This window comes from Actinomadura mexicana (assembly GCF_900188105.1).
Lineage (GTDB): Bacteria > Actinomycetota > Actinomycetes > Streptosporangiales > Streptosporangiaceae > Spirillospora > Spirillospora mexicana.
Map to the genome: position 1 here is coordinate 580506 of NZ_FZNP01000003.1, position 23636 is coordinate 604141.

Consider the following 23636-nt stretch of genomic DNA (forward strand, 5'->3'; position numbering starts at 1 on the left):
GTGCATCAGTAGGCACTTACCTGGAGCACGCGCGAGTGAGGGAGACCGGCCGATGGGACGCGACATCTACACCGAGGAGCACGAGGCCTTCCGCGACATGGTGCGCTCCTTCATCGCCAAGGAGGTCGCGCCCCACCACGAGCAGTGGGAGAAGGACGGGATCGTCTCGCGCGAGGTCTGGCTGGCGGCGGGGCGCGCGGGCCTGCTCGGCATCGACATGCCGGAGGAGTTCGGGGGCGGCGGCGACCCCGACTACCGCTACTACGTGATCCTCAACGAGGAGCTGGCGAAGGCCGGCGTGCACGGGCCCGGCTTCGCCGTCCACAACGACATCAACGGCGGGTACCTGCGGCAGCTGTGCGGCCCGGAGCAGCAGCGGCGCTGGTTCCCCGGCTACTGCTCCGGCGAGATCGTCACCGCGATCGCGATGACCGAGCCCGCCGCCGGGTCCGACCTGCAGGGCATCAAGACCACGGCGGTGAAGGACGGCGACCACTACGTCCTGAACGGGTCGAAGACGTTCATCTCCAACGGCATCCTCGCCGACCTGGTCATCGTCGTCGCCAAGACCGACCCGTCCGCCGGGGCCAAGGGCGTCAGCCTCCTCGCCGTCGAGCGCGGCATGGAGGGCTTCGAGCGCGGCCGCAACCTCGACAAGGTCGGCATGCACGCGCAGGACACCGCCGAGCTGTTCTTCGACAACGTCCGCGTCCCGAAGGAGAACCTCCTCGGCGAGGAGGGCATGGGCTTCGTCTACCTCATGCAGAACCTCGCCCGCGAGCGGCTGTCCATCGGCGCCACCGCGCAGGCCGCCGCCGAGACCGCCTTCGAGCAGACCCTGGAGTACTGCAAGACCCGCGAGGCGTTCGGCCGTCCCATCGGCAAGTTCCAGCACAACCGGTTCACGCTCGCCGAGATGAAGACCGAGCTGACCGTCACGCGCGCCTTCACCGACGAGTGCATCGTCAAGGAGAGCAGGGGGGAGCTGACCCCCGACGAGGCCGCGATGCTCAAGTGGTGGAACACCGAGCTGCTCAAGCGGGTCGTGGACCGCTGCGTCCAGCTGTACGGCGGCTACGGCTACATGACCGAGTACCCGATCGGCAAGGCCTACCAGGACGTCCGCATCCAGACCATCTTCGGCGGCACCACCGAGATCATGAAAGAGATCATCGGCCGCGGCCTCGGCGTCTGACCTCCAGCGCCGGCGGAACGCCCCACCTGGGACGTTCCGCCGGGTCGGCTGTTCGATGACGACGCCGTGGTCTCTGGCCGACCCGGCCAAGCCGTTAGCGCCTGCGGGCGGGGATCATCGGGCCGGGACGAGGCACAGGGTGATCGGGCCCTTCCCCTTGCGCTCGGGCAGCACGAGGACCTTGTTGCTGCTGGCACAGGCCGTCTCCCACTCGTAACGGTAGGTGACGAGGTAACCGTTCGCCCCCGGTGGCGTCGAGCAGGGATGCGTTCGCCATCCGCCGAGCCCGTCGAGGTCCAGACCGTTCGGGTGGACGCACTCATCGGGCTTGGCGTCGTACGCGGTGCCGCCGTAGGCCCGGATGTAGCCGATCCCCAGAAGCAGCGGGATCGCGAGTACCGAAGCAACGGTCAGGGCCACCACGCGTCGACGGCTCCTGACGAAGACGAGCCACCACCGTTTCCCGGGCTCGTCGCGGTCCGGCCGCCGGGTCGCGGTCACCTCCCGCCGAGGAGCCGGCGCCGGGCCGATCAGCTCCAGGGCCTCGGCGGCGGTGGGACGCGTCCCGGGGTCCTTGTCGAGCAGCCGGACGATCAACCGCGCGAGGCCCCCGGCGTGCCTCGGCGGCGGCGGCTCGTCCCGCAGCAGCGCCGTGACCGTCTCGGCCGGGGTGTCGCGGTGGAACGGCGACACGCCCTCCACGCACCGGTAGAGGGTCACGCCGAGGGAGAACAGGTCACCGGCCGTGCCGTTGTTCCTGCCGCGCAACCGCTCGGGCGCGAGGTAGGCCATCGAGCCGATGAGCGCGCCGGACGCCGTCATCGCCGTGTCCGTCTGGTGCACCGCGATGCCGAAGTCGGTGAGCAGGACCTCCCCGCTTCGGGCCAGCATCACGTTCGCCGGCTTGACGTCGCGGTGCACGACCCCGGCCCTGTGCGCCGCGTCCAGCGCTTCGAGCAGCGCCGCCGCGATCCCGGCGGCCTCGCCGGCGGGGACGCGCCGGTCCTTCTCGAGCCGGTCTTCGAGGGAGTGCCCGTCGATGAGGCGCATGACGATCCACGGCACGCCGCCCTCGATCACCACGTCGTGGACCGGGACGATGCCGGGATGGTCGCGCAGCCGGGCGGCGTTGCGCGCCTCCCGCTTCGCCCGGGTCAGGAACTCCTCGCGCTCCTCCTCGGACGCGGTCGGCTGCAGCCGTACCTCCTTGACGGCGACGTCCACGCCGAGCGTCTCGTCATGAGCCCGCCACACCCGTCCGAACCCACCCGAACCCAGTACCTCCACGAGCCGGTAACGCCCGCCGATCCGCTCCAGGTGCGCCTCCTGGGCCACGCGCCCCTCCGCTATTCGACACCGTCTCGAAGAAGCAGACTATCCCCCACAAGATCGCCCGGCGGCGGTTCGGCCAGGAGGTTCGGGGGCGGCGACCCCCAGTGCCGCCGCCAGTTCCAGAGCGCGGCGCGGGGTGGTGCACCGCTTGGCCAGGACGCCCGGGTCGAGCCGTCCGCCACGGGCCTGGAACAGCACGGGCGCGGCCGGATGCCTTCGCATCTCGTCCGTGGTCAGCACCCCCGCGACCCGGTGCGCCGCGTCGACCAGAGTGGGGATCGAAGCCCGCACATCCCCGGCCCACTCCTCGACCGCCCGAAGCCATTCCTGCGAAGCCGCGTCGGACGTGCCGGAGAACCGCGCGACCTTCTCGCCCAACTCCGACCAGGTGAAGTCGCCCCACGCCTTCTCCCTCAGCACCGGCAACTGCCATCGGCGCTTGGCGACCGACCAATGGTCGGCGTGCGCCTCCACCGAGTGGACCGTGAAGCCGGGGATGCACAGCGCGGTGAGGTTCCAGCCGTGGCAGGCGCCGGTGTCGAGCCCGAAGACCCTGCCGTCCCGGATCAACGGCTCCCGCCCGGTGACGTGGTGACCGAACACGACCGGCTTGCCGTCGGTGTAGCGGTCGTGCCAGTGGCCGTCCGGGAACAGCGCCGCCAGCCCCCGTTCCCCGCTGGTGGAGCCGCAGAGGACTTCCTCCCTCTGGTCGGCGAGCGGAACGCCGGGGATCAGCGCGGCATGGACGACCCGCACATGCTCGTCCTCGAAGAAGTACGGAAGCGTCCGCATCCAGTCGACCGCTCCCGCGTACGCGTCCCCCATCTGCAGCCGCGTGATCTCCTGCGCATAGGAGAAGACCCCGCGCACGTGCTTGCGCTCGTGGTTGCCCATGACCACGACCGAGTTCGGACGCTCGCGGAAGAACCCGACGACCTCACCGGGCGCGGGCCCCCGGTCGACCAGATCGCCCACACTGACCAGGAGGTCGTCCGGCTGAAGCTCGACCTTCTCCAGCAGCTCGACCAGCTCGTCGAAGCAGCCGTGAATGTCACCCACGATGACGGTACGTCCCACTCGCGGCAGCCTAGGCAGGCGCGCATTTCACCTGCAAAGCAATATCTAGCCCTGCGCCACGAGCTGCTGGACGCTCCAGCCGTTGCCGTCCGGGTCCTGGAAGTAGACGAACCGGCCCCAGGGGAACTCCTGCACCTCGCTGACCTCGACCCCCCGCCCCGCGAGCTCCGCCCGGGCGGCATCGGCGTCCGACACGACCAGTTGGAGCCCCTGGGCGGAGCCGGGCGCCGTGTCGACGAGCCCCTCGCCGATGGCGATCGAGCACGCCGACCCGGACGGCGTCAGCTGCACGAACCGGATCTCCTCGCTCACCCGATGATCATGGTCCAGAACGAACCCGGCCTTCTCGGTATAGAACGCCAACGCGCGGTCCACGTCCGAAACGGGCACCGCGACCAACTCCAGCTTGAAGTCCATGCCGCCTCAGTACCACCGCAGGCCCGTTCCTCACCACTGGGCGATCGACCCTTTCAGGCCGGACCCACGCGCCGGCCGTAGAGGTGGGCGGTCTGGTGAGGCTCCGCCAGGCATCGGCGGGGGGTACCGACCCCTTCGGCTCCTCCGGCAGCGGATCGGCGAGTGGAGGGGGCGGCGTGACCCGGTCCGGCTACGGGGTCCAGATCATCGTCTGCTGGTGCATCCGCCGGCCGCCGTACCTGAAGCCGGGGACGAGAGGAGTCGGGCCGTGCTCGACGAAACCCATGCGCTTAAAGAAGCGCACGGCCCGGGTGTTCTCGACCAGGGTCTGCAGGTGGCATCCGGGCGAGCCGGTCTCTCTGAGCCGGTCGAGCCAACGGTCCATCAGCGCGTCGGCGGCGCCCGTGCCCCGTGCCTCCGGCGCCAGGTTGATGTGCAGGTGCGCCGGCCGCCGGGCGTCGCGGAAGTCGCGCGCGGTGGGCTCCCGCCGGAGCACGACCGACGCCGCGTCAAGTGCCGCGCGCGCGAAGAAGCGGGCATTCCTGGGTTGGAGGACCAGCCGGTACTTCCGGATGGCCCGACCGACGCGCTCGCTCTCACTGGGGAACTTCGCACTGTCGAGGCATCCCGTCAGGTAACCGACCAGGGCTCCGTCGTGCACGGCGACGAAGAGCGAGTCCGGTGCCAGGTCCATGTACGGGTTCAGGTAGATGGCCGCCTGGGAGTCCTCGTGGCCCCACAGGGCGGCGCTCGGGGACGCTTCGCCCGCGCGCCGGAACAGCCCGCGCAGTTCCGCGCGGTCGGTCTCCGCATAGGAGCGCACCTTGATCATGATCACCCCGTTCCGGTGTCTGGCGGCCTGCTTCCGGCCCCGAGCCGTGTCGGCGGCCGATCGGGCGGCCTGCTGGTCGTCTCGGGCTACGCCCGCACGGGTCAGGTGCTCGCGCAGGCGATGCAGGTGCGGGCGGCGGGCCGCGCGGCCAGGCGCTCCGCCCCGACCGGGCCGCCGCAGCGTTCGCAGGCGCCGTAGGTGCCGTCGCGGAGCCGGCCCAGTGCGCCGTCGATGTCGGCCAGATGCGTGCGGGCCCGGCTCAAGGACGCGTCGATCCGGGCGCGTTCGTAAGCGATGGTGGCGCCCTCCGGGTCGTGCTCGTCGTCCACCCCCGTCTGCGCCGACGCCTCGACGACCCCCTCCCAGTCCCCGGTCAGCGACGCCATGAGCTTCAGCGTGCCGACGCGATCCGCGATCAACCGTTCCTCCGCCGTGGTCACTTCACCTACAACGCTCCCCGCGTGGCACCCGATTCCGCAGCGTCGCCCACACCGCAGGCAGACGCCGTGACCGGCCGACGGACGCGGCGGAGTCCACCAGCCCGTAGGGGCGTGGGGGCCGACCGCAGGCCGGACCCCCACCATCTTCGTCAGTCTTCCGGGCGTCCGATTTCGAGACGTGGCCAGTCGGCGAGGTCTCTCAGCAGTTGCCGGTCGTGGGTGGCGACGACGACGGTGGCGCCGGTGTCGCGGATCGCGTCGGTCAGCTCGTCGACCAGCGCCGACGACAGGTGGTTGGTCGGCTCGTCGAGCAGGATCAGGCCGGGTCGCCCGGCCAGCGCGAGGGCCAGGTCGAGGCGCCGCCGCTGGCCCTGCGACATCCGCGCGGTCGGCGTGCGCATCGCAGCGGAGTCCAGGAGTCCGAGCGCTCCGAGCGGGACGATGTCGGCGTCGCGCAGCGCCGCGCGGGCCACCAGCCGCCCCGCGTGCCGGGTGTACACCTCGCGGGCGGTGAGTTCGGGGTCGTGCTCGGTGGTCTCCTGCGTGATCAGGGCGACCCGGGCGCCGTTCGCCCTCCAGAGGCGTCCGCTCGTGGGGTGCAGAGAACCGGCCAGCACCGCGAGCAGCGTGGATTTTCCGGCCCCGTTGGGTCCGGTGACGAGCAGCCGGTCGCCGCCGTCAAGGGTGAGGTCGATCGGGCCGGCCAGTCGCCCGTCGACGGTGACGCCATGGGCCCGCAGCTGCGGTGTCCGCGATCGGATGCGCAGGTCGGGCCATCGCAGGGTCGGCGGCGGCTCCGGCACATCGATGCGGTGCGCCTGGAGTTGGTCCTGCCGCCGGTTCAGGGCCTGCACGACGCCCGGCGCGCGGGACTGGCGCTGGTGCTTGCCGGTGCCCTTGTCCGGACGCCAGCCGGTGGACAGCCGGTCGCGGGCCTTGGACACCGCGTCCTGCAGCCGCCGGTGCTCGGCCTGCTGCTGCTCGTAGTCCTGTTCCCAGTGTTCCCGCTCGCTGCGCCGTGCGTCCTGCCAGGCGTCATATCCGCCCGCGTACAGCCGCGGCCTGCCGTCGCGGCTGGGGTCGAGGTCGAGGAACCGGTCGGCGACGTCGCGCAGCAGCGCGCGGTCGTGGCTGACGACGGCGAGGCCGCCGTCGTGCTCGCGGAGCCGGCGGGTCAGGAAGTCCAGCCCGCCCGCGTCGAGGTGGTTGGTCGGCTCGTCCAGCAGCAGGACGTCGTGCCGGGCGGCGAGCAGGCACGCGAGCCGCACCCGGTACCGCTGTCCGACCGACAGCGTCGCCAACCGGCGGTCGCGGTCCGTGCACGCGCCGAGGGCGTCGAGGGCGACGTCGAGACGGCGTTCGGCGTCCCATGCGTCGAGCCGGGTGGCGGCCTCCAGCGCCGCGGCGTAGCGGTCGTCGGCGGCCGGATCACCGGCGGTCAGGGCCGCGGTCGCCTCGTGCAGCGCGGCGAGGGCCGCAAGCGGGGCGGCCAGCGCCGCGGACGTCAGGGTGCCGACGGTCTCACCGTCGCGCGCCGCCAGCTCCTGGCGAACCAGGCCGATCGTGCCGGCGCGTTGCACGGTGCCCTCATCGGGCGTGATCAGACCGGCGAGGACGTGCAGCAGCGTCGTCTTACCGCGGCCGTTCTCGCCGACGACGGCGATACGGGACCGGGCCGAGACGGTCACCGACACGTCGTGCAGGACCCGCCGCGACCCGCGGGTGACCGCGACGTCCTGGGCGCGGATGTGCGCGCTGCCGCCCGCCGGGACGGCCAGGGACATGCTCTCGGGAAAAGGGGTGAGGCTCAAAAGGTGCTCCGCAGCTCGCAATGGAGCCGGGCAGAATCACAAGACCGCCCGGCAGGACCGGGACGGCGAACGCGGATTCAGAGAAGGGAGAAGGCGCCGCCGTCAGCGGGCGCTGCGAACCTTCTGCGACCAGATACCTCGTGCCATGCCGCCCAAGCTACCCGCCCACGCCCCGCGGCTTCCACCGAATAAGCACCGCTGCGAGGGAATCGGCGCCGTGCAGCCACACAATGCGGGACGTAGACGGGCCCGGTCGGTCTCTCGTCGTCACCTTCTGCAGCCGCACTCCTGCCGAGGGAAGGCGGCGACAGCAGCGGTCAGATCCAGCGCCGGACGCGGCAACTGCTGCTCGATCAGGGCGCCCGCGAACTCGGGGGCGGACCGGTGGGGCGTCATGTCCACGCCGTCGAACAGGTCCGCCAGCAAGCTGAGCAGCGCGCCGACCCGGCCCGGGATCGGTGAGTCGCTTCCGGAGAAGGCGACTGCGAGAGAAGAGCCGATGTTGGCGGCCTTCCATGAGCCGTCTCGTTCTTCGGTGATGCCGAGCCAATGCTCGATCGTGCCCGTGAGGCGGAGCGCGCCGGCGAACGCCGAACCCGTCTCGCGCGTGCATTCGGCCAGCGCGGCGAGAGCCGCATCGTCCTGGCAGCGCCTCTGCCTGAGCTTGTTGGCGTCATCGGTCGGCATGGCGGCGTCCTCGTCCCACAGCACGACATGGGGGATGCCGAACAGCGAGAGCGTGCTCGACGCCCGGTGCAGTTCGAACTTCCCGAACGCGTCCAGTACGCCGACGTTGGGGCCGAGCCCCGTGAGACGGCCTTGTCTGGCGAGCCAGTCGAAGAACAGCACGTCGCTGGGCCCCTCGACCACGATCACCCGGTCGGCGAAGAAGGCGGCCGCGCGCCGGGCGTCCAGGTCGTACAGGACGCGCTGCCGTTCTTCCTCCGGCGAGGTGAGCCGGGGCCGCCTGAAACAGGAGCGCGAACCCAGTGCGTAGGCCGAGCGCGTGTGGATCCGTGCAAGGGCGGCCTCCACCTTCACGGGCGTGGGGGAGACGGCATCGATCTGATGCACCGGGCGCTGCACCCGGACGATCCCTTCCGGCGAGGCCTCCGCCGCCGCCAGCATCGTCGGGTCGTGCGTCGAGATCGTCACCGCGGCGTCGCCGGACCCGACCAGTTCGCGCAGGTCGTGCGCGAGCCGGGTCACCTGCGCCGGATGCAGGAAGGATTCAGGCTCCTCGAAGAGGATCCACCGGAACGCGTTCTTCTCGCCGGTCGAGCGGATCTTCGCGGCCGCCTGGATCAGCGCGGCGATCAGGGCCCGCTGCACCCCGGACCCCTGGGTCTCCAGCGGGCGCGTGGTCCCGCCCTGCTGAACGTGCAGTTCGATGAGGTGCCGCAGGATCAGCTCGTTGGTCAGCTCGCCGACGTCCACCTTGACCGACAACCCCCAAGGGGACAGGGCGTCGTCGAGGTCGCTCTCCAGCGTGGTGATGGGGCCCTGCGCCAGCGCGTCCCCCAGCGCGCTCAGTCCCCTTCGGGCACTCAGCAGTGCACCGTCGAAGAACCGGTCGGAGAACGCCAGGAGCAGGATGTCCCGTAAGGGCGAGGAGGGACCTGACGTAGAGGTCTGCTCGCTCATCTGCGCCAGGGTCGGCACGTAGACGCACTGGCCGAGCTTGTCCGCCGAGCTCCAGCCGGTCGGTTCGGGGTCACCCCCGCCTGGCGGCATCAGGTAGAACATCCCCGCCTTGCCACCCGCGCCGTCGGTGAGATAGCGGCGGATTTGCAGGACCTGCGCCTCCTCGGGCTCCTGGAAGATCTCCTTGGCCTCGTCCGCGCCGACCTCGAAGTCGATCTCGACCCAGGATTCGCCGTCGATCCCGTCGTCCCATGGACGATCACGGTCGCCGTCCCATTCCAGGGCGCCGTAGAAGAGCCGGACGGCGTCCAGGAGCGTGGTCTTCCCCGCGTTGTTCGGGCCGATGAGGGCGGTGAAGGCCCGGAGATGGATTTCCACGTCCACGGCACCACGAACGTTGTGCACGGCGACGCGTTGGGGGCGCATGGAAGGGGCTCCTCCAGATCGGCGTGGTCAGCGCGGCAGGAACGGGCTCGGGGGCCCGGAGTGGGACACGTACAGGCGGTCGCGGGCGCGGGTGCAGGCGACGTAGAGGACGCACCGCTCCCGCTGAAGGCTCTCCCGGTGGGACGCTTTGTCGACCTCCGGCGGCACGAGCGCCTTGGGGTGCGGGACGAGCCCTTCCTCGACGCCGACGACTGCGACACACTGGAATTCGAGTCCTTTCAGGCTGTGCATCGACCCGACCCGCACGTGCCGGCCATGGCCGGTGGGATTTTCCGTCTGGATGCCCAACGCCTCGAACCGGGACCGGACGTCGTTCGCCCTGGCATTGACACGGGCCGCCACCGCGATCGCGCCCGGCTCCACGCCGTCCGCCAGCCACGACCGGACCTGGGTGACGACGGCCTCGCACTCCTCGTTCCAGCTCTTGAACCTCCGCACGATCGGCCGGCGTCCGTGCATCGGGGACTCGTAGCCGTCCAGGCTGTCCGGCCAGCCGTCCAGCTCGTCGGCGGGGGCCAGGCCGAGCACCCGCACCGCCCAGTCCAGGATCTCCTGGGTGGTGCGGTAGCTGACCGTGAGCCGCTGCGTCCGCCCGACGATGTTGACGCCGGTGTCCCGCATCGACACGCGGTGCTGCTTGATCCGCTGGTGCGGGTCGCCGACGAGGAACAAATCGTCCGGGCCGGTCGGGACCGCCGCGCGCAGCAGCCGCCACTGCGCCGGATGGAGGTCTTGCGCCTCGTCCACAATGATGTGGCGGTAGGGCGTTTCTCCGGTCTCCCGCAGGATTCTGGCGGCCTCGTCGGCGGTCTGGAGGTACGAGCGCTGGTCCTCGGCACGAAGCCGTTCGATCAGCGTCTTGATCGCCGCCCACACCGCCGGCCGTTTGGACGTGGGGAGTGACACGCCTCTCCCCGTGCGCTTCGCGTTCTCGTAGTCGGGGTAGTCGGTGATGTCCTGGGCGAGCAGGACCCCCTCCCACTCGTCCACGAGGAACTCGCCGGAATAGTCAGGATGCAACCGCAGGCCGTCCGCGAAGTCGCGGAGAGGCCGGTCGTCCATCGTCTCGCCGGAGCGGCCGAGGCGCTCGCGCAGGATTCGCGCCGCGAGCTGATCGGTGGTGAGGATCTCGATGCGCCCGCGTTCGCCCGGATCCTCGATGAGCTGGTCGAGCTGGCGGCCCAGCTCGGACGCCAGGGGGCGGCCGTATGTGGTCATCAGGATCGGGAGGCCGTCGCCGTACCGCCGGGCGAGATGCGCCGCCCGGTGCAGCGCCGTGACGGTCTTCCCGGTCCCCGCACCCCCGGTGATCATGACCGAGCCGGGGTAGGTGTCGCGGTAGGCGATGCGGCGCTGCGCCGGGTGCAGGAAGATGCGCCACAGCGCGAACGGCGGCCGCAGGATCTTGGCCAGCTCCTCCGGGCCGTCGACCAGCGTGACCTGGGCGGGGGTCCGCTCGATCGCGGCGGGCAGGTCCTCCGGCTCGACCGATTCCGGACGCTCGGCGTCGACGAGGTTCTTGGCGATCTCCTCCCAGGCCTCTTCGGGGCTCATCCCGGACGCGAGGGCCACGAGCGCGTCGTACTGGAGTTCCGGAAGGAGGTGCTGGAGCGCGTCCAGGTGCGCCTCGCGTACGAGTAACCGGACGATCGGCAGCACCTGGTCGTCGATGCCGAGCCAGCGGAGCTGGGAGTCCTTCACATGGTCGAACAGCCGGGGGCTCCGTATGGCTCCGGCCGCCATCTCCAGTGTCTCCGACATGGTCCGGAGCTGCTTCTCGTCGCGAACCTCCAGCACGCCGAGCACCTGGTTGACGGTGAACCGGCGGCTCGTCGCATAGGCGATCGCGTCGTCGTGGGGGAGCACCCGCAGCAGGCAGTAGATGTCGCCGGACTCGGGCGCGAGGACGACACCGCGCCAGAACCGGTCGATCCGGATCGTCCGGATGCGGGGGTCGGCGCCGCCGTGCAGCTTCTCCAGGTGCAGGCCGGCGTGCGTGTGGTGGGCGAACTTGTCGATCGCCTCCTGGACGGCCCGCCTGACGGGCTTCTCCAGGTTCGCGAACTCGGCGAGGAACTCCTTCGCGATAGCCAACTGCGGCACGGACGCTCCTCCGACGGACCATGCGGGATCTTCATGCTAGGCCCCACCGGGCGTCCGCGCAGGGCTGTATGTTTGTCGCTCTCGAAGCCGCACGATGAGTTGGGGGCCCCGTCCGTGGCGAAGCTGACATTGCCGCAGCTGGAAGCGCATCTGTTCGGGGCGGCCGACATCCTGCGCGGCAAGATGGACGCTTCGGAGTTCAAGGAGTACATCTTCGGGATGCTGTTCCTGAAGCGGTGCTCCGACCAGTTCGACACCATCCGGGAACGGATCGTCGAGGAGCAGCTCGCCGCCGGCCGGACGCGCATGCAGGCCGAAGAACTGGCAGACAACCCGCTCTTCTACAGCGGCGGCGACTTCTTCGTCCCGAAGACGGCCCGCTGGAAGCACATCGTTGACGAGTCGGGTAAGAAAGCTGTCGCCGATCTGCTGAACAAGGCTCTCGCGGCACTCGAAGAAGCCAACGGCGAGGCATTGCAGGGTGTGGTCGGGCACATCGACTTCAGCCGCAAGGTCGGCAAAACCACGCTGTCGAACCAGAGCCTCCAAAAGCTGGTCCGACACTTCAACCGGCACGGGTACCGGCTGCGCAATGACGACTTCGAGTTTCCCGACCTGCTCGGCGCGGCCTACGAGTACCTCATCGGCGAGTTCGCCGACTCGGCGGGCAAGAAGGGCGGCGAGTTCTACACGCCGCGCGGGGTCGTTCGCATGATGGCGCGGCTCGTCGACCCGCACGAGGGCATGAGGATCTATGACCCCTGCGCGGGCTCCGGGGGAATGCTCATCATGGCGAAGGAGTACGTCGCCGAGAACGGGGAGGACGCCAGCGACCTGTCGCTCTACGGGCAGGAGGCCAATGGCGGCACCTGGGCGATCTCCAAGATGAACATGATCCTGCACGGGATCGTCAACGCCGAGCTGGAGAACGACGACACCCTCGCCAATCCCATGCACGAGGAGAACGGACGGCTCCTCACCTACGACCGCGTCCTCACCAACCCGCCGTTCTCTCAGAACTATGAGAGAGCCGGAATGAAGCATGAGGATCGGTTCGAGTACGGCTGGGCGCCGGAGACCGGTAAGAAAGCGGACTGGATGTTCGCCCAGCATGTTCTTGCCGTGCTCCGCCGCGACGGTGTCGGAGCGACGGTCATGCCGCACGGCGTGCTCTTCCGGGGCGGCGAGGAAGGGAAGATCCGGAAGGCGGTCATCGAAGCCGACCGCCTCGAAGCCGTCATCGGTCTCGCGCCGAATCTTTTTTATGGAACCGGCATCCCGGCCTGCATCCTGATCCTGCGCGGCACCGCGCCCCGGCCCGCGTCGCATCAGGGCAAGGTGCTGTTCATCAATGCGGACCGCGAATACACGTCCGGCCGCGCGCAGAACTATCTCGACCCCGAGCACGCCCAGAAGATCGTCGCCGCCCATCGAGCATTTCTTGCTGACGAGACCATGGAGATTCCAGGTTTCGCCCGTGTGGTCTCGCTCGATGAGCTGGCGGAGAACGACTTCAACCTCAACATCCGCCGCTACGTCGACAACACCCCGCCTCCCGAGCCGCAGGACGTCCGCGCCCACCTTCACGGCGGGGTTCCAAGGACGGAGGGGGAGGCGCACGAAGCGGCCTTCCGCGCCTTCGGCGTGGACGTCCACACCCTGTTCACGCCCCGGGATGACGACTACTACGACTTCCCGGCTGAAGGCTGGCAGTCGGTGGTGGACCGGATCCCGGAGCTGACCGCGCCCGCCGAGGAGCGCCTCCGCGAAGCGTTCGACGAATGGTGGGACAGCCACGCCAAGCGCCTCCGCGAGCTGCCCGGCACCCGCCGCGTCATGGACACCCGCGCCGAGCTGCTCGAAAGCTTCGTCGCCGAACTCACGCCCATAGGTGTACTCGACCGCTTCCAGCTCGCCGGCGCGGTCGCCTCCTGGTGGGGCGGAGTCCAGGCCGACATCCGCACTCTGGCATATAACCAGTTCAGCGGCGTGGTGCAGGGCTGGCTGACGAGCATCCAGACCGCCTTCGACGACGAGGGCTCCGCTGCCGTCCTCAATGCTCAGCGTCGTGCCGCCGCGAAACGCAAGGCCAAGGATCACCCGTTGGTTCCGTTCGTCCTCGCCGACTACCTCACGGAACTTGAGGAGGCCGAGAACCTTCGGGCCGAACTCGATGCCAAGGTCAAGGCCGCCACCGCCACCCCGGACGAGGACGCGGAAGACGCGGAGCCGGTCGACCCGGTCGTCCTCAAGCGCCTCAAGGCTCAGCTCACCGCCGCCAAGGCGAAGGTGAAGAAGCTCGAAGCCGCCTTCGTCGACAAGCTCGCGGCAGGCGTCCGCCAGATCCAGAACGCCGAGACTGAGCCGGACCTCGTCATGCACATTCTCAAGGCGGACCTCAGCCGCCGCCTGGACGCCCGCATGGCCACCCGCCGCAGAGCTCTGGCCGGCCGCTACAAGACCTGGGCGGAGAAATACGCCGTCACCCTTCCCGAACTAGAAGCCCAACGCGCCGCCGCATCCGCTCGCGTCAACGAGATCCTGCGGGAGCTCGGCTATGAGTGACCTCCCCTCTGGCTGGACGTTTCGCCGCCTCACTGAGTTGGTCGACTTTCCAGAAGGGCAGGTTGATCCAACAAGACAGCCCTACGCAGATTGGACGCTAGTCGCGCCCGACCATGTGGAGTCTGGGTACGGGAGGCTGGTTGAAAAACAGTCTGCTGCGGAGCAGGGAGCCGTGAGCGGCAAGTACGTGGTCAAGCCTGGTGACGTCATTTATAGCAAGATTCGACCCGCTTTGCGTAAAGCCGTACTTGTAGACTTCCCAGGTCTATGCTCCGCGGACATGTACCCGCTCAGGGTGCGCAAAGATCTGGATACGCGGTTTCTGTTGGCAATTCTTCTCGGTGAGCGGTTCTCTCGATTTGCTGAAGCCGTCTCTGGGAGAAGTGGCATCCCGAAGGTCAACAGGCGTGAGCTTGCGGAGCATAAGTTGCCCGTCCCTCCGCTCTGGGAGCAGCGGCGGATCGCGGAGATCCTCGAAGCGCTCGATGGAGAGGTCAAGGTCACACGGCAGTTGGCAAGTAAGGCGAGGGCTACTCGGAGGGCACTTCTTGAGGCTGAACTGAAGATCATTGAAAATAATGCAGAGGATTTCCCGCTGCGAGAACTCAGCCTGGAGGGCGGGGAGTACGGCAGTAACTCTCCTTCAGTTCCATATACTGAGGGGCTTCCGCGCTATGTGCGCATTACTGATATCGACGAGTATGGGCGCCTTCGGGATGACTCGATAGTAGGCCACCCGGTAGTTGGATCTGCGCCTTATATGCTCCGAGATGGAGATCTACTAATAGCTCGCACGGGTTTTACTACAGGAAAGACACTGCTGTTTCAGCAGAAGTATGGCAGGTGTGTCTTTGCAGGATATCTTGTGCGCTTTCGTCTTGACCCTTCCTTGGTAGATCCACGATACGTATTCTTGTGGACGTGCGGTAATGCTTTTTCAAGGTGGGTAAATCGCACCTTCCGTGAAGTTGGGCAGCGGAATATAAGTGCGATGGAGTATGGTGTACATCGTCTTCCCGTGCCATCGCTTGAGGTGCAACGCCGCTTGGTTGATCGCATAGAAGCTCTTGATGGGTTGACTGAGAATTATCAAGGTAGATGGCATCGGCTGCTGGAAGTCAAGAACGGTCTGGCGGAGGATTTGTTGACGGGGCGGGTTCGGGTCTGAGTTTTCACGCGGGCATTTTTGCCCAGACAACTTTGCCTTCGCCGGTGGCGGAGGGGCGGGTGCCGGTTTGCTTCGCGTAGGCGGAGATGATGGCCAGGCCGCGGCCGTTTTCGGCCATGGGAGTCGGCGTGTTGGGGGTTGGGAGTTCGGGGGACGGGTCCCAGCACTCCAGGAGTGGTGTCCCCTCGTAGAGGGCACAGCGGAGGCGGAGTTGCCGGCCGCGCGCAGCCTTGACGGCGTTGGTGACCATCTCGCTCATGACAAGGGTCGAGTCGTTGATCACTTCGCGGTCGAAGCCCCAGTTCGTCAGTGCGTAGCGGACGAGTTCGCGGGCCAGGACCACGGTTGAGGGTGCGGCGAGCAGGGTGAGGCGTATCTCGGGGACCCCGGGCGCCGGTGTGACCAGTTCAAGATCATTCATTGAGGGCCATCCTCCATTTGCGGATTGTGCCCTCACTCTGAGTGTGCGCGTTTTAACCTGAAGTGATTTCGGGGTGGCGCGATACACCTACGGGGGAACGATGAGTGTTCGAGAGTCGATCGACCCGGCGTCCTCACTGTGGGCCTGGCTGGCCTTTGACCTGTGGTTTCACCGCACGCAGCGTGGTCTGTCGCTCGCGCAGACCGGCATGATCGTCCATGTGACTCGGGCGACGGTATCCAACTGGGAAGCCGGTCGCCTCCGGCCGCGCGATACATACATGAGGCGTCTCGACCAGGCATGGGACACCGGTGGGCATTTCGAGCGGCTGCACATGTTCGCCTGCAACGGGCATGATCCGGACTGGTTCAAGCAGTACATCCAGTACGAGGAAGCCGCGGACGTCCTCAAGATGTACCACGGCAAGACCGTGCCAGCGCTGGCGCAGACCAAGACGTATGCAGAGGCGCTACTGAAGGCCGCTGGCCGCGCCGACGAGGCCGAGACAGAAGCCAAGTCCCGCATGAAGCGCCAGGATGTGCTGCGGCGTAAGCAGCCGCCCTACCTCTGGATTCTCATCGATCAAGAGGTGCTCGAGAACGTCGTGGGTGGTCGGGAGGTGATGGCGGAGCAGTTGTGCTACCTCCTTGAACTCGCGGCGGCGGAGCGTGTCTGCGTTCGCGTCGTCCCGCGCGCCTCGGGTTGGCATCCAGGGCATGACGGCCACTTTCAGGTGATGACCATAAATGGGCGGGGTGTTTCCTACGCCGTCGCCCAGGTCGCCGGCCGGTTGATCGAAGCTGGTGACGAGTCCACCCTTCTGGAAGTACGTTTTGATCAGATCGGGGCGCTTGCCCTGCCTCGGTCTGATTCGCGAATCCTGATGGAACAGACGTTAAGGACGTACGAGTGATCAACTGGCGCAAGAGCTCCCGCAGTGGCGGCGGCAACGACGATGCGTGCGTGGAGTTGGCCGAGATGGGGGGCCGGGTGTGGGTGCGGGACTCCAAGGATCCGGACGGGGAGCGGTTGGCGTTCGGGCGGGAGGCGTTCAGCGGGTTGCTGGAGCGGGTGAAGCGCGGGGAGCTTGGCCGGTAGTGGTAAATGTCCACATAGCTGGGAATTTCGTGGCCGGTGAAGGGCGTGTGGCGGAATGATTGGGATCACGGTGACCATGCGCTGACGTGAACGGGGGACGCTGGTGTCCGGGCCCGAATATCTCCAGGTCGAAGCTCCGCTGCTGAGGCAGCTCCGCGATATGGGCTGGGATCATCTGGCCGGCGCGCCGCCGGAGGTGTTCGCGCCGACGGATCCGGCGGTCTCCGGGCGCGGCTCGTTCGGCGAGGTGCTGCTCGAAGCCCGATTGCGGAAGGCGATCCGCGAGATCAACCCCGGTCCGGACGGGGACCCGTGGCTGGACGAGGCCCGCGTCTCCCAGGCGGTGGCCGAGCTGGCGCGGATCGGCGCGGCCGGCCTCCTGGAGGCCAACGAACACGCGACCGAGTTGCTCCTCTCCGGTGTGACCGTGCCCGGCCTGGACGGCTGGGACGGCGGCCGGGACCAGCGCGTCCACTTCATCGACTGGCGGAACTGGCAGCACAACGACTTCGCGGTCGTCTCACAGTTCCGGGTGGACGTCCCCGGCACGCAGGGACGCAACTTCATCGTCCCCGACGAAGTGCTGTTCGTGAACGGCATCCCCCTGGTCGTCGTGGAGTGCAAGAAGCCGAGCCGGGGCGACGCGATCTCCGAGGCCGTGACGCAGATCCGCAAGTACGCCGAGCAGAACAGCACGCGGACGCCCGAGGGCAATCGCAAGCTGTTCCACACCGTCCAGCTGACGGTGGCGACCTGCGGTGAGCGGGCGCGGCTCGGGACGTTCACCGGCGAGACCGAGCACTACATGCCGTGGCGGGACCCGTATCCCCGGACGGACGCGCAGATCGCGTCGGGGCTCGGGTGCGACGAGCGGTCCGTGACCGAGCAGAACCGGCTGGCCGCCGTGGTGCTGAATCCTGAACGGCTGCTGGAGATCGTCCACGACTACGTCACGTTCATGACGCTCGACGACGGCCGCCGGATCAAGGCGGCCCCGCGCTACCAGCAGTACCGCGCCGTCGAACTCGCCCTCCGTCGCCTCCTGGAGGGCGAGACGAAACCGGAGAACGGTGAGCAGGACCGGCGCGGCGGCGTCATCTGGCACACCCAGGGCTCGGGCAAGAGCCTCACGATGACGTTCCTCGTCCGGCGGATGCGGTCGATCGACGAACTCGCCGATGCCAAGGTCGTCCTGATCACCGACCGGACGCAGTTGCAGCAGCAGCTCTCCAAGACGCTGAGGCTGACCGGCGAGGAGGTCCAGGAGGCCACGAGCGTCAAGAAGGCCAAGCGGCTCCTTGGGGAGCACGGGCCGGGCATCGTCGCCGTGATGATCCAGAAGCAGCAGGATGTGGCCGCCCGGAAGTCCGACGGGGAGCTGAGCGAGGCGGCGCCCTCGCTCGGCGAGCTGAACACCGACGAGTCGGTCATCGTGCTGATCGACGAGGCGCACCGGTCGCACGGCTCGCGCCTGCACATGAACCTCCTCGAAGCGCTGCCCAACTGCGCCCGGATCGGCTTCACCGGAACGCCGATCATCATGGGGAAGCGGAAGAAGACCAGCCAGATCTTCGGCCCCATCATCGACCGCTACCTGCTCGCCGACGCCGAGAAGGACGGCGCCGTCGTCCGCATCTTCTACGAGGGCAACACGGTGAAGGGCGCCGTCCGCGACGGCCGCGACCTGGACGAGGTCTTCGAGGACATGTTCGCCGAGCAGAGCGAGCAGGAGCGCGAGCTGCTCCAGCGTCGCTACGCCACCAAGGGCGACGTCCTCGAAGCGGAGGAGCTGATCGAGGCCAAGGCCCGGCACATGCTGCGCCACTACGTCGCCGGGGTGCTGCCCAACAAGTTCAAGGCGCAGATCGTCGCCAACAGCCGGGAGGCGACGATCCGCTACCGCGAGGCCCTGATCAAGGCCCGGGACCGGCTGGTCGCCGAGGCTGAGACGGTCCCGTCCCACCTGCTCGACAGTTCACTGGACGAGCTGACCCCGCGCCAGGTCGTCCTGGTGCAGGCCCACAAGAAGCTCGCCCTGCTCCGCGCCATGGACTTCGTTCCGGTCATCTCCCCGGGCACGGACGACGACGAGGCCCGCTTCGCCGAGTGGACCGACAAGCGCAGCCAGGAAGACCGCATCGAGGCGTTCAAGAAGCCCTTCCCGGAAGACCCCGGCCAGGGCGACAAGCCGATCGGCTTCCTGATCGTGAAGTCGATGCTGCTCACCGGCTTCGACGCGCCGATCGAGCAGGTCCTCTACATCGACCGCTCCCTGAAGGAGGCGGAGCTGCTCCAGGCCGTCGCCCGCGTCAACCGTCCGGCCGAGGGCAAGAAGTGCGGCTACGTCGTCGACTACTACGGTGTCGCCAACCACCTCGCCGAAGCGCTGAAGGCGTATGCGGCCGAGGATGTCGACGGCGTCCTGTACGACCTGCGGGAAGAGGCCGCCAAGCTCGACCCGATGCGCCGCCGGCTCCGCGCGATCTTCACGGAGAAGGGCGTCGTCCCGTCCGGCGGCACCCTGGAGGACTGCGTGCTGTCGCTAGAGGAGGGAGCGCGGTTCGACCGGTTCGAGGCCGAGCTCAAGCGGTTCCTCAGCACGATCGACGTCATCCTCCCCGAGCCGGTCGTCAGCCCGTACCTGCCCGACGCCACGCTCTACGCGGAGATCGCGATGCGGGCCCGGCGCCGCTACCGCGTCGACGGCGGTGGCTTCGACCCCGCCGTCTACGGCGCGAAGGTGCGCCAGCTCATCGACGAGCATCTGCGGTCGCTCGGCATCGAGGAGAAGCTGCCGCCGGTGTCGCTGACCGCCGACGACTTCGAGGAGAAGGTCGCGGCACTCTCGGACGCGCGGACCCGCGCCTCCGAGATGGAGCACGCCGTCCGCGACCACATCGAGGTCAACCGGGGCCGGGACCCGCGCCGCTACCGGATGCTCAGCGAACGCCTCGAAGAGATCCTGCGCGACTACGCCGACAACTGGGAGCAGCAGGCCGCTCTGCTGGCCGACCTCGTGGCGGACCTGCGCGCCGACCGTCCCGAGCAGGACGACGACCCGCTGAGCCCGCCCGAACGGGCCCTTTACGGGGTGCTGCTGGAGGAGACGGCCCGGGACGGTGTCGTCCAGCCCGAGACCGACCGGTGGCTGTGCGACATCGTTGCAGGGGTTTTCGAGCTGGCGGTGCGAATGACGCATCGCCGCGACTTCTGGCGCAAGCCCGTCGACCGCGAGGATTTCCGCCTGCGCGTCGCGCAGACCCTTGCCGCCAAGGACGTGGACATCGATCTCGTCTCGGGGCTGGCGGACCAGCTCGTCGATGTGATCTCGCACTGGCGGGCGGACATCCCGCGCCCCTGATGGTGCGCCGGTGTCGGGAACGTCGGCGTCCGATGGCAAGCTTGGGCCGTGGACGGTCCGGTGGCCGTCGAGATCGTCAAGGTCGGCGATCTCGACGTACAGGTGAGGGTGAGCGAGCGTCGCCGCCATGTCCGCCTGACGGTCGAGCGTGACGCGGCCGTCACTGCGGTCGTGCCGCCCGGGGTCGACCGGGCCGAGCTGGTGAAGATCGTCAAGAGCCGTCGGCGCTGGCTGTACGGCAAGCTCGCGGAGCGTCAGGCCCTGGGGGAGGGCAGGCCGGAGCGCGAGTACGTCTCCGGAGAGGGCTTTCCTTACCTCGGACGCAGCCACCGGCTTCTGATCGTGGACAGCGCTCCGTCTTCTGTCCGGCTGTTGCGTGGTCGTCTGGAGTTGCGCCGGGATGCTCTCGACGATGCGGCCGGCGCGCTCATCGGTTGGTATTCGCGGCGGGGGAAAGCGTGGCTACCCGCCCGTCTCCACCCCTGGGCCGAACGTATGCAGGCTCCTCGCGCCCCGCTGAAGGTTCTTCCCCTGGGCTACCGGTGGGGGTCGTGCTCCCCGGATGGGCGTCTCAACGTCCACTGGGCGACGATGCAGCTGCCCCCCGACCTGATCGACTACGTGCTGGCGCACGAGGTCGCCCACCTCCACGAACGCGATCACAGCGAGCGGTTCTGGCGGCGCCTGGAGCGGGCCATGCCCGACTACCCCGCCCGCCGGGCCCGGCTCAAACGCCTCGGGCCTGACCTCTGGCTTCCTTAGAGCGAGCCCTTACTTCTGCTAGTTCGAGATCCGCGACGTTCCGCGGGCTGGACGAGGGCGTCTGGGGCACACCGTTCAGGGGCGTTCGTAAAACAGTCGTCAGGCGTGGGCGTCGCCGATAGCGTCGCTTGGTCATGGAGCGCTTCGGTCAGTTTCTCAACGTGGTCGATGTGGAGGCGACCTGTTGGGACGGGCCGCCGCCGCCCGGACAGGCCAGCGAGATCATTGAGATCGGGCTGTGCGTCGTGGACGTGGAGTCGCGGACGCGCGTGGCCAAGCACCGGTTCCTGGTCCGTCCTGTCCGGTCTGTGGTCAGTGCGTTCTGTACCGAGCTGACCGGGCTGACACAGGCGGAAGTTGAGAGCGGCGTCGAGTTCCGGGAGGCGTGCGCCCTCCTGGAACAGGAACATCGGTCGCGGTCCCGCGCTTGGGCGAGCTGGGGCGACTACGACCGCAAGCAGTTCGAGCGTCAGTGTTCGGCCGGCCGGGTCTCCTATCCGTTCAGCTCGCGGCACACCAATGCCAAACAAGCCTTCACCGACTGCTTCGGCCTCCAGCGGAGGCTTGGCATGAGCGCGGCGCTGGACCACGCCGGCCTCGCCCTGGAGGGCCGTCACCACAGCGGAGCCGACGACGCCTGGAACATCGCCGCACTGATTCTCGAGATCATGTCCCGTGAGGGATGGCGGACCGGCGCGTTCTGATCGGCCCGCCGGGCTTGGCGGAGTTCGGCCACGCGGCGCCGAGTTGCGGTGGTGCGCTGCGGAACGGTGACAGGGGTCAGGTCAGCGCTGCGATGGCGGTGTCCGCGTCGGCTTCTGTCGTGTAGAGGTGGAAGGCCAGGCGTGCCGCGCCGCTGCGCACGGATGCCCGGATGCCCGCCGCCGCGAGCCGCTCGGCCGCGTCCGGGCGGGCGACGATGGCGATCGCGCTGTCGCCGGGCGGCGGACCGAGGCCGGTCCGGAATCGGTTGGCCATCCGTAGGTCGTGGTCGTGGATCTGGCCGATGCCGACCTCCAGTAGCAGTTCCAGCGTGGGGGCGGCAATCCGAGGGCGCGGACGTGTTCGCGGCGATCCGGGAGGAGCCCGGCAACGTCCAGGCCCGCAAGCTGCGGCCGATCAGGTTCTGCGCGAGATGACCATGATGTATTCGCAGGGGGCGTTCGTTCGGTTGGCGAAGCCGTGGTCCGCGTCGGCCTGGAAGAACAGGGAGTCGCCTGTGTTCAGGGTCTGGCTGATCCCGCCGATCGCGACGGTGAGGATACCTTCGAGCACCACGAGTTGTTTCTCCGTACCCGGCGGATAGGCGGGCAGCAGCCCGGTAGAGACCTGCGCGGGGAGGTGGTGGACGACCATCTCGGCTCCTCCCGCGCCCGGGGCCGCTGACACCATGTGCCGCTCGAAGCCGGTTTCCGGGTCACGGAAAACGGGGCGATCGTTCTTGCGCATGACAACGGCCACACCGGACGCGGCGGCAGCCGGCGCACCGATCAGTTCCGAGAGCGACGCGTCGAGCGCGTGGGCGATCCTGGACGCGACGCCGATCGTCGGGCTCTTCTCACCGCGTTCGACCTTCGACAGCATCGCCCGGCTGACCGACGACCGTGTGGACAGCTGCTCCAGGGTCAGGCCCGCCTCCTCGCGGCGTCGCCGCACGTTACCGCCGAACGCGCCGGCCAGGTCGTCACCATGCTGTGGCTCGGCTGCGTTCGCGTCTTGCTCGACCACCGTGCTCCTCGATCGATGGGTACCTGACTGTCCACAGTGTAGAGTTCTTCTAAAGAAGATGTGTGCTCTTCTATCGGAGACACGCGATGTGTGCCCAACACGACGGAGGTTCCATGCGTTTGATCTCGAGTGGCCAGCACCATGCCAGGTTCGAATTCGGCGATCTGCAGGTGATCTCGTTGCGAGACGGGTACATCGACATGCCGCCGACACGGCTCCGCGACGAGGATGGGCACACGCTCGATGAGCTGCCGGCCGCCGTCCCGCTGGCCGGCGACAACTTGCGGCTGTCGGTCAACGCCTTCTTCGTCACTGACGGCACGCGATCGGTTCTCATCGACACCGGCGCGTCCAACGTCTGGCACGACCCCACCATGGGATTGATCTACCACGCGCTCGACGAAGCGGGAATCGACCGCGCGCAGGTCACCGATGTAGCCATCACCCACAAGCACGAAGACCACGTGAGCGGCCTGATCGCGCCAGACGGTTCACAGGCGTTCACCAGACTCCAGCGCGTGTGGATCGGCGCGGGCGACACCTCGGTGTTCACCGGGCGGCTCGAGCCGATCCGCGACCGGGTCGTACCCGTGTCGGAGAAGGTCGCGATCAACGACTGGACCACCGCGATCCCGACACCGGGCCACACACCCGGTCACACCGTCTACGACGTCAGGAGCGGCACCGGCCACCTTCTCGCCTGGGGCGACACCGTTCACGTTCCCACCCTCCAATTCGATCAGCCGAACGTGTCCTGGGAGCTCGACGGCGACCAGTCCCAGGCCCGCGCCGCGCGAGCGGCCCTCCTCGAACAACTGACCCAACCACACCACTTCGTGGCCGGCGCCCACCTCGACTCACCCGGCATCGCCCGCGTAACCCCCTCCGGCGACGGTTACGCACTGGAATACCTCGCACCACCGATCGGCTGACCGAGCCCGTCTGCTCCAGGCCGCGCTCGCGATGGCGGCCAAGCCGACACCCAGCCGGGCCACCTACCAGCGCAAACAACGGCCACCACATAGCACTTTCAAGGCCACCTGACAGCCCTTCCAGATGGCCACCGGCAGTCGGGGACGACGACGCGCGAGCCGGGTGGCAGCGAGGCCGCGACCGGGGCCAGTACCTGCGAGGCGGAGGCGCCCACGGCCACGTCCTCGGACGCGGCGCCGCCCAGCCTTCCCCCGATCCCAATGTGACAGCTGTTCACCTTTTGTCGGTTCGAGATCTACGAT

The 23636-nt window shown here is 68.3% G+C and carries 20 protein-coding genes; 9 read left to right on the plus strand and 11 right to left on the minus strand.

The genetic code is table 11. The features are described from left to right. The first annotated feature begins 52 nt into the window (after positions 1–52). A complete protein-coding gene (locus tag CHC11_RS11125) occupies positions 53–1195 on the plus strand; it encodes an acyl-CoA dehydrogenase family protein (RefSeq protein ID WP_089311552.1) in 1143 nt (380 codons plus the stop codon). Between the two features lie 114 nt (positions 1196–1309). Here the strand turns inward: CHC11_RS11125 and CHC11_RS11130 are convergent, their stop codons facing one another. The 8 genes from CHC11_RS11130 to CHC11_RS11165 form a co-directional block, all read right to left on the minus strand. Next, the gene (locus CHC11_RS11130; RefSeq protein ID WP_179278787.1) at positions 1310–2530 is read right to left on the minus strand and encodes a serine/threonine-protein kinase; all 1221 of its coding nucleotides are present in this window, start codon (positions 2528–2530) and stop codon (positions 1310–1312) included. 39 nt (positions 2531–2569) lie between these two features. After that, a complete protein-coding gene (locus CHC11_RS11135) occupies positions 2570–3586 on the minus strand; it encodes a metallophosphoesterase family protein (protein ID WP_245919055.1) in 1017 nt (338 codons plus the stop codon). Between the two features lie 63 nt (positions 3587–3649). Further along, positions 3650–4021 (minus strand): glyoxalase superfamily protein, encoded by a 372-nt coding sequence (locus tag CHC11_RS11140; RefSeq protein WP_089311555.1) that lies wholly within the window; start codon positions 4019–4021, stop codon positions 3650–3652. A gap of 190 nt (positions 4022–4211) precedes the next feature. Next, positions 4212–4853, minus strand: a complete 642-nt coding sequence (locus CHC11_RS11145; RefSeq protein WP_089311662.1) for a GNAT family N-acetyltransferase — start codon at positions 4851–4853, stop codon at positions 4212–4214. Between the two features lie 101 nt (positions 4854–4954). After that, on the minus strand, positions 4955–5293 hold the full coding sequence (locus tag CHC11_RS11150; RefSeq protein WP_245919057.1) for a TraR/DksA family transcriptional regulator: 339 nt from the start codon (positions 5291–5293) through the stop codon (positions 4955–4957). Positions 5294–5442: 149 nt separating this feature from the next. After that, positions 5443–7077: an ABC-F family ATP-binding cassette domain-containing protein gene (locus CHC11_RS11155; protein WP_218826022.1), complete on the minus strand. Its 1635-nt coding sequence runs from the start codon at positions 7075–7077 to the stop codon at positions 5443–5445. A 294-nt stretch (positions 7078–7371) separates the two neighbouring features. Beyond that, on the minus strand, positions 7372–9174 hold the full coding sequence (locus CHC11_RS11160; protein ID WP_089311557.1) for an ATP-dependent nuclease: 1803 nt from the start codon (positions 9172–9174) through the stop codon (positions 7372–7374). Positions 9175–9201: 27 nt separating this feature from the next. Further along, the gene (locus tag CHC11_RS11165; protein ID WP_089311558.1) at positions 9202–11298 is read right to left on the minus strand and encodes a UvrD-helicase domain-containing protein; all 2097 of its coding nucleotides are present in this window, start codon (positions 11296–11298) and stop codon (positions 9202–9204) included. 114 nt (positions 11299–11412) lie between these two features. Between CHC11_RS11165 and CHC11_RS11170 the strand changes: the two genes are divergently transcribed. Both CHC11_RS11170 and CHC11_RS11175 read left to right on the plus strand, forming a co-directional pair. Continuing rightward, positions 11413–13863, plus strand: coding sequence for a type I restriction-modification system subunit M (locus CHC11_RS11170; RefSeq protein WP_245919059.1), 2451 nt, complete (start codon positions 11413–11415; stop codon positions 13861–13863). Continuing rightward, entirely contained in the window at positions 13856–15031 is a 1176-nt protein-coding gene (locus CHC11_RS11175; protein WP_089311560.1) for a restriction endonuclease subunit S, read from the plus strand. Before CHC11_RS11170 ends, CHC11_RS11175 begins: the two co-directional genes overlap by 8 nt. 4 nt (positions 15032–15035) lie before the next feature. Here the strand turns inward: CHC11_RS11175 and CHC11_RS11180 are convergent, their stop codons facing one another. Continuing rightward, positions 15036–15452, minus strand: a complete 417-nt coding sequence (locus CHC11_RS11180) for an ATP-binding protein (RefSeq protein WP_089311561.1) — start codon at positions 15450–15452, stop codon at positions 15036–15038. Between the two features lie 100 nt (positions 15453–15552). Here CHC11_RS11180 and CHC11_RS11185 point away from each other — a divergent pair, with 100 nt between their 5' ends. The 5 genes from CHC11_RS11185 to CHC11_RS11205 all read left to right on the plus strand — a co-directional run bounded on the left by CHC11_RS11185 (position 15553) and on the right by CHC11_RS11205 (position 21377). Further along, a complete protein-coding gene (locus CHC11_RS11185; protein WP_143227021.1) occupies positions 15553–16365 on the plus strand; it encodes a helix-turn-helix domain-containing protein in 813 nt (270 codons plus the stop codon). Next, positions 16362–16550: a DUF397 domain-containing protein gene (locus CHC11_RS11190; protein WP_089311563.1), complete on the plus strand. Its 189-nt coding sequence runs from the start codon at positions 16362–16364 to the stop codon at positions 16548–16550. Before CHC11_RS11185 ends, CHC11_RS11190 begins: the two co-directional genes overlap by 4 nt. Positions 16551–16653: 103 nt before the next feature. Continuing rightward, on the plus strand, positions 16654–19911 hold the full coding sequence (locus CHC11_RS11195) for a type I restriction endonuclease subunit R (RefSeq protein ID WP_143227022.1): 3258 nt from the start codon (positions 16654–16656) through the stop codon (positions 19909–19911). A 48-nt stretch (positions 19912–19959) separates the two neighbouring features. Further along, positions 19960–20673, plus strand: a complete 714-nt coding sequence (locus CHC11_RS11200) for a M48 family metallopeptidase (RefSeq protein ID WP_218826008.1) — start codon at positions 19960–19962, stop codon at positions 20671–20673. A gap of 134 nt (positions 20674–20807) precedes the next feature. Continuing rightward, the gene (locus CHC11_RS11205) at positions 20808–21377 is read left to right on the plus strand and encodes a 3'-5' exonuclease (RefSeq protein ID WP_089311665.1); all 570 of its coding nucleotides are present in this window, start codon (positions 20808–20810) and stop codon (positions 21375–21377) included. 76 nt (positions 21378–21453) lie between these two features. Here CHC11_RS11205 and CHC11_RS11210 read toward each other — a convergent pair whose 3' ends face one another. Both CHC11_RS11210 and CHC11_RS11215 read right to left on the minus strand, forming a co-directional pair. After that, complete coding sequence (locus tag CHC11_RS11210) at positions 21454–21651, minus strand: hypothetical protein (protein WP_089311565.1); 198 nt, start codon at positions 21649–21651, stop codon at positions 21454–21456. 141 nt (positions 21652–21792) lie between these two features. Further along, positions 21793–22401 (minus strand): helix-turn-helix domain-containing protein, encoded by a 609-nt coding sequence (locus CHC11_RS11215; RefSeq protein WP_089311566.1) that lies wholly within the window; start codon positions 22399–22401, stop codon positions 21793–21795. 113 nt (positions 22402–22514) lie between these two features. Here CHC11_RS11215 and CHC11_RS11220 point away from each other — a divergent pair, with 113 nt between their 5' ends. Further along, positions 22515–23333 (plus strand): MBL fold metallo-hydrolase, encoded by an 819-nt coding sequence (locus CHC11_RS11220; protein ID WP_089311567.1) that lies wholly within the window; start codon positions 22515–22517, stop codon positions 23331–23333. Positions 23334–23636: the final 303 nt, after the last annotated feature.

Excerpts from the sequence above, each read along its gene's own strand:
- CHC11_RS11125 (WP_089311552.1), top strand. The coding sequence starts at position 53 with ATGGGACGCGACATCTACACCGAGGAGCACGAGGCCTTCCGCGACATG.
- CHC11_RS11140 (WP_089311555.1), bottom strand. The coding sequence starts at position 4,021 with ATGGACTTCAAGCTGGAGTTGGTCGCGGTGCCCGTTTCGGACGTGGAC.
- CHC11_RS11145 (WP_089311662.1), bottom strand. The coding sequence starts at position 4,853 with ATGATCAAGGTGCGCTCCTATGCGGAGACCGACCGCGCGGAACTGCGC.
- CHC11_RS11155 (WP_218826022.1), bottom strand. The coding sequence starts at position 7,077 with ATGTCCCTGGCCGTCCCGGCGGGCGGCAGCGCGCACATCCGCGCCCAG.
- CHC11_RS11160 (WP_089311557.1), bottom strand. The coding sequence starts at position 9,174 with ATGCGCCCCCAACGCGTCGCCGTGCACAACGTTCGTGGTGCCGTGGAC.
- CHC11_RS11175 (WP_089311560.1), top strand. The coding sequence starts at position 13,856 with ATGAGTGACCTCCCCTCTGGCTGGACGTTTCGCCGCCTCACTGAGTTG.
- CHC11_RS11180 (WP_089311561.1), bottom strand. The coding sequence starts at position 15,452 with ATGAATGATCTTGAACTGGTCACACCGGCGCCCGGGGTCCCCGAGATA.
- CHC11_RS11185 (WP_143227021.1), top strand. The coding sequence starts at position 15,553 with ATGAGTGTTCGAGAGTCGATCGACCCGGCGTCCTCACTGTGGGCCTGG.
- CHC11_RS11205 (WP_089311665.1), top strand. The coding sequence starts at position 20,808 with ATGGAGCGCTTCGGTCAGTTTCTCAACGTGGTCGATGTGGAGGCGACC.
- CHC11_RS11210 (WP_089311565.1), bottom strand. The coding sequence starts at position 21,651 with ATGGCCAACCGATTCCGGACCGGCCTCGGTCCGCCGCCCGGCGACAGC.
- CHC11_RS11220 (WP_089311567.1), top strand. The coding sequence starts at position 22,515 with ATGCGTTTGATCTCGAGTGGCCAGCACCATGCCAGGTTCGAATTCGGC.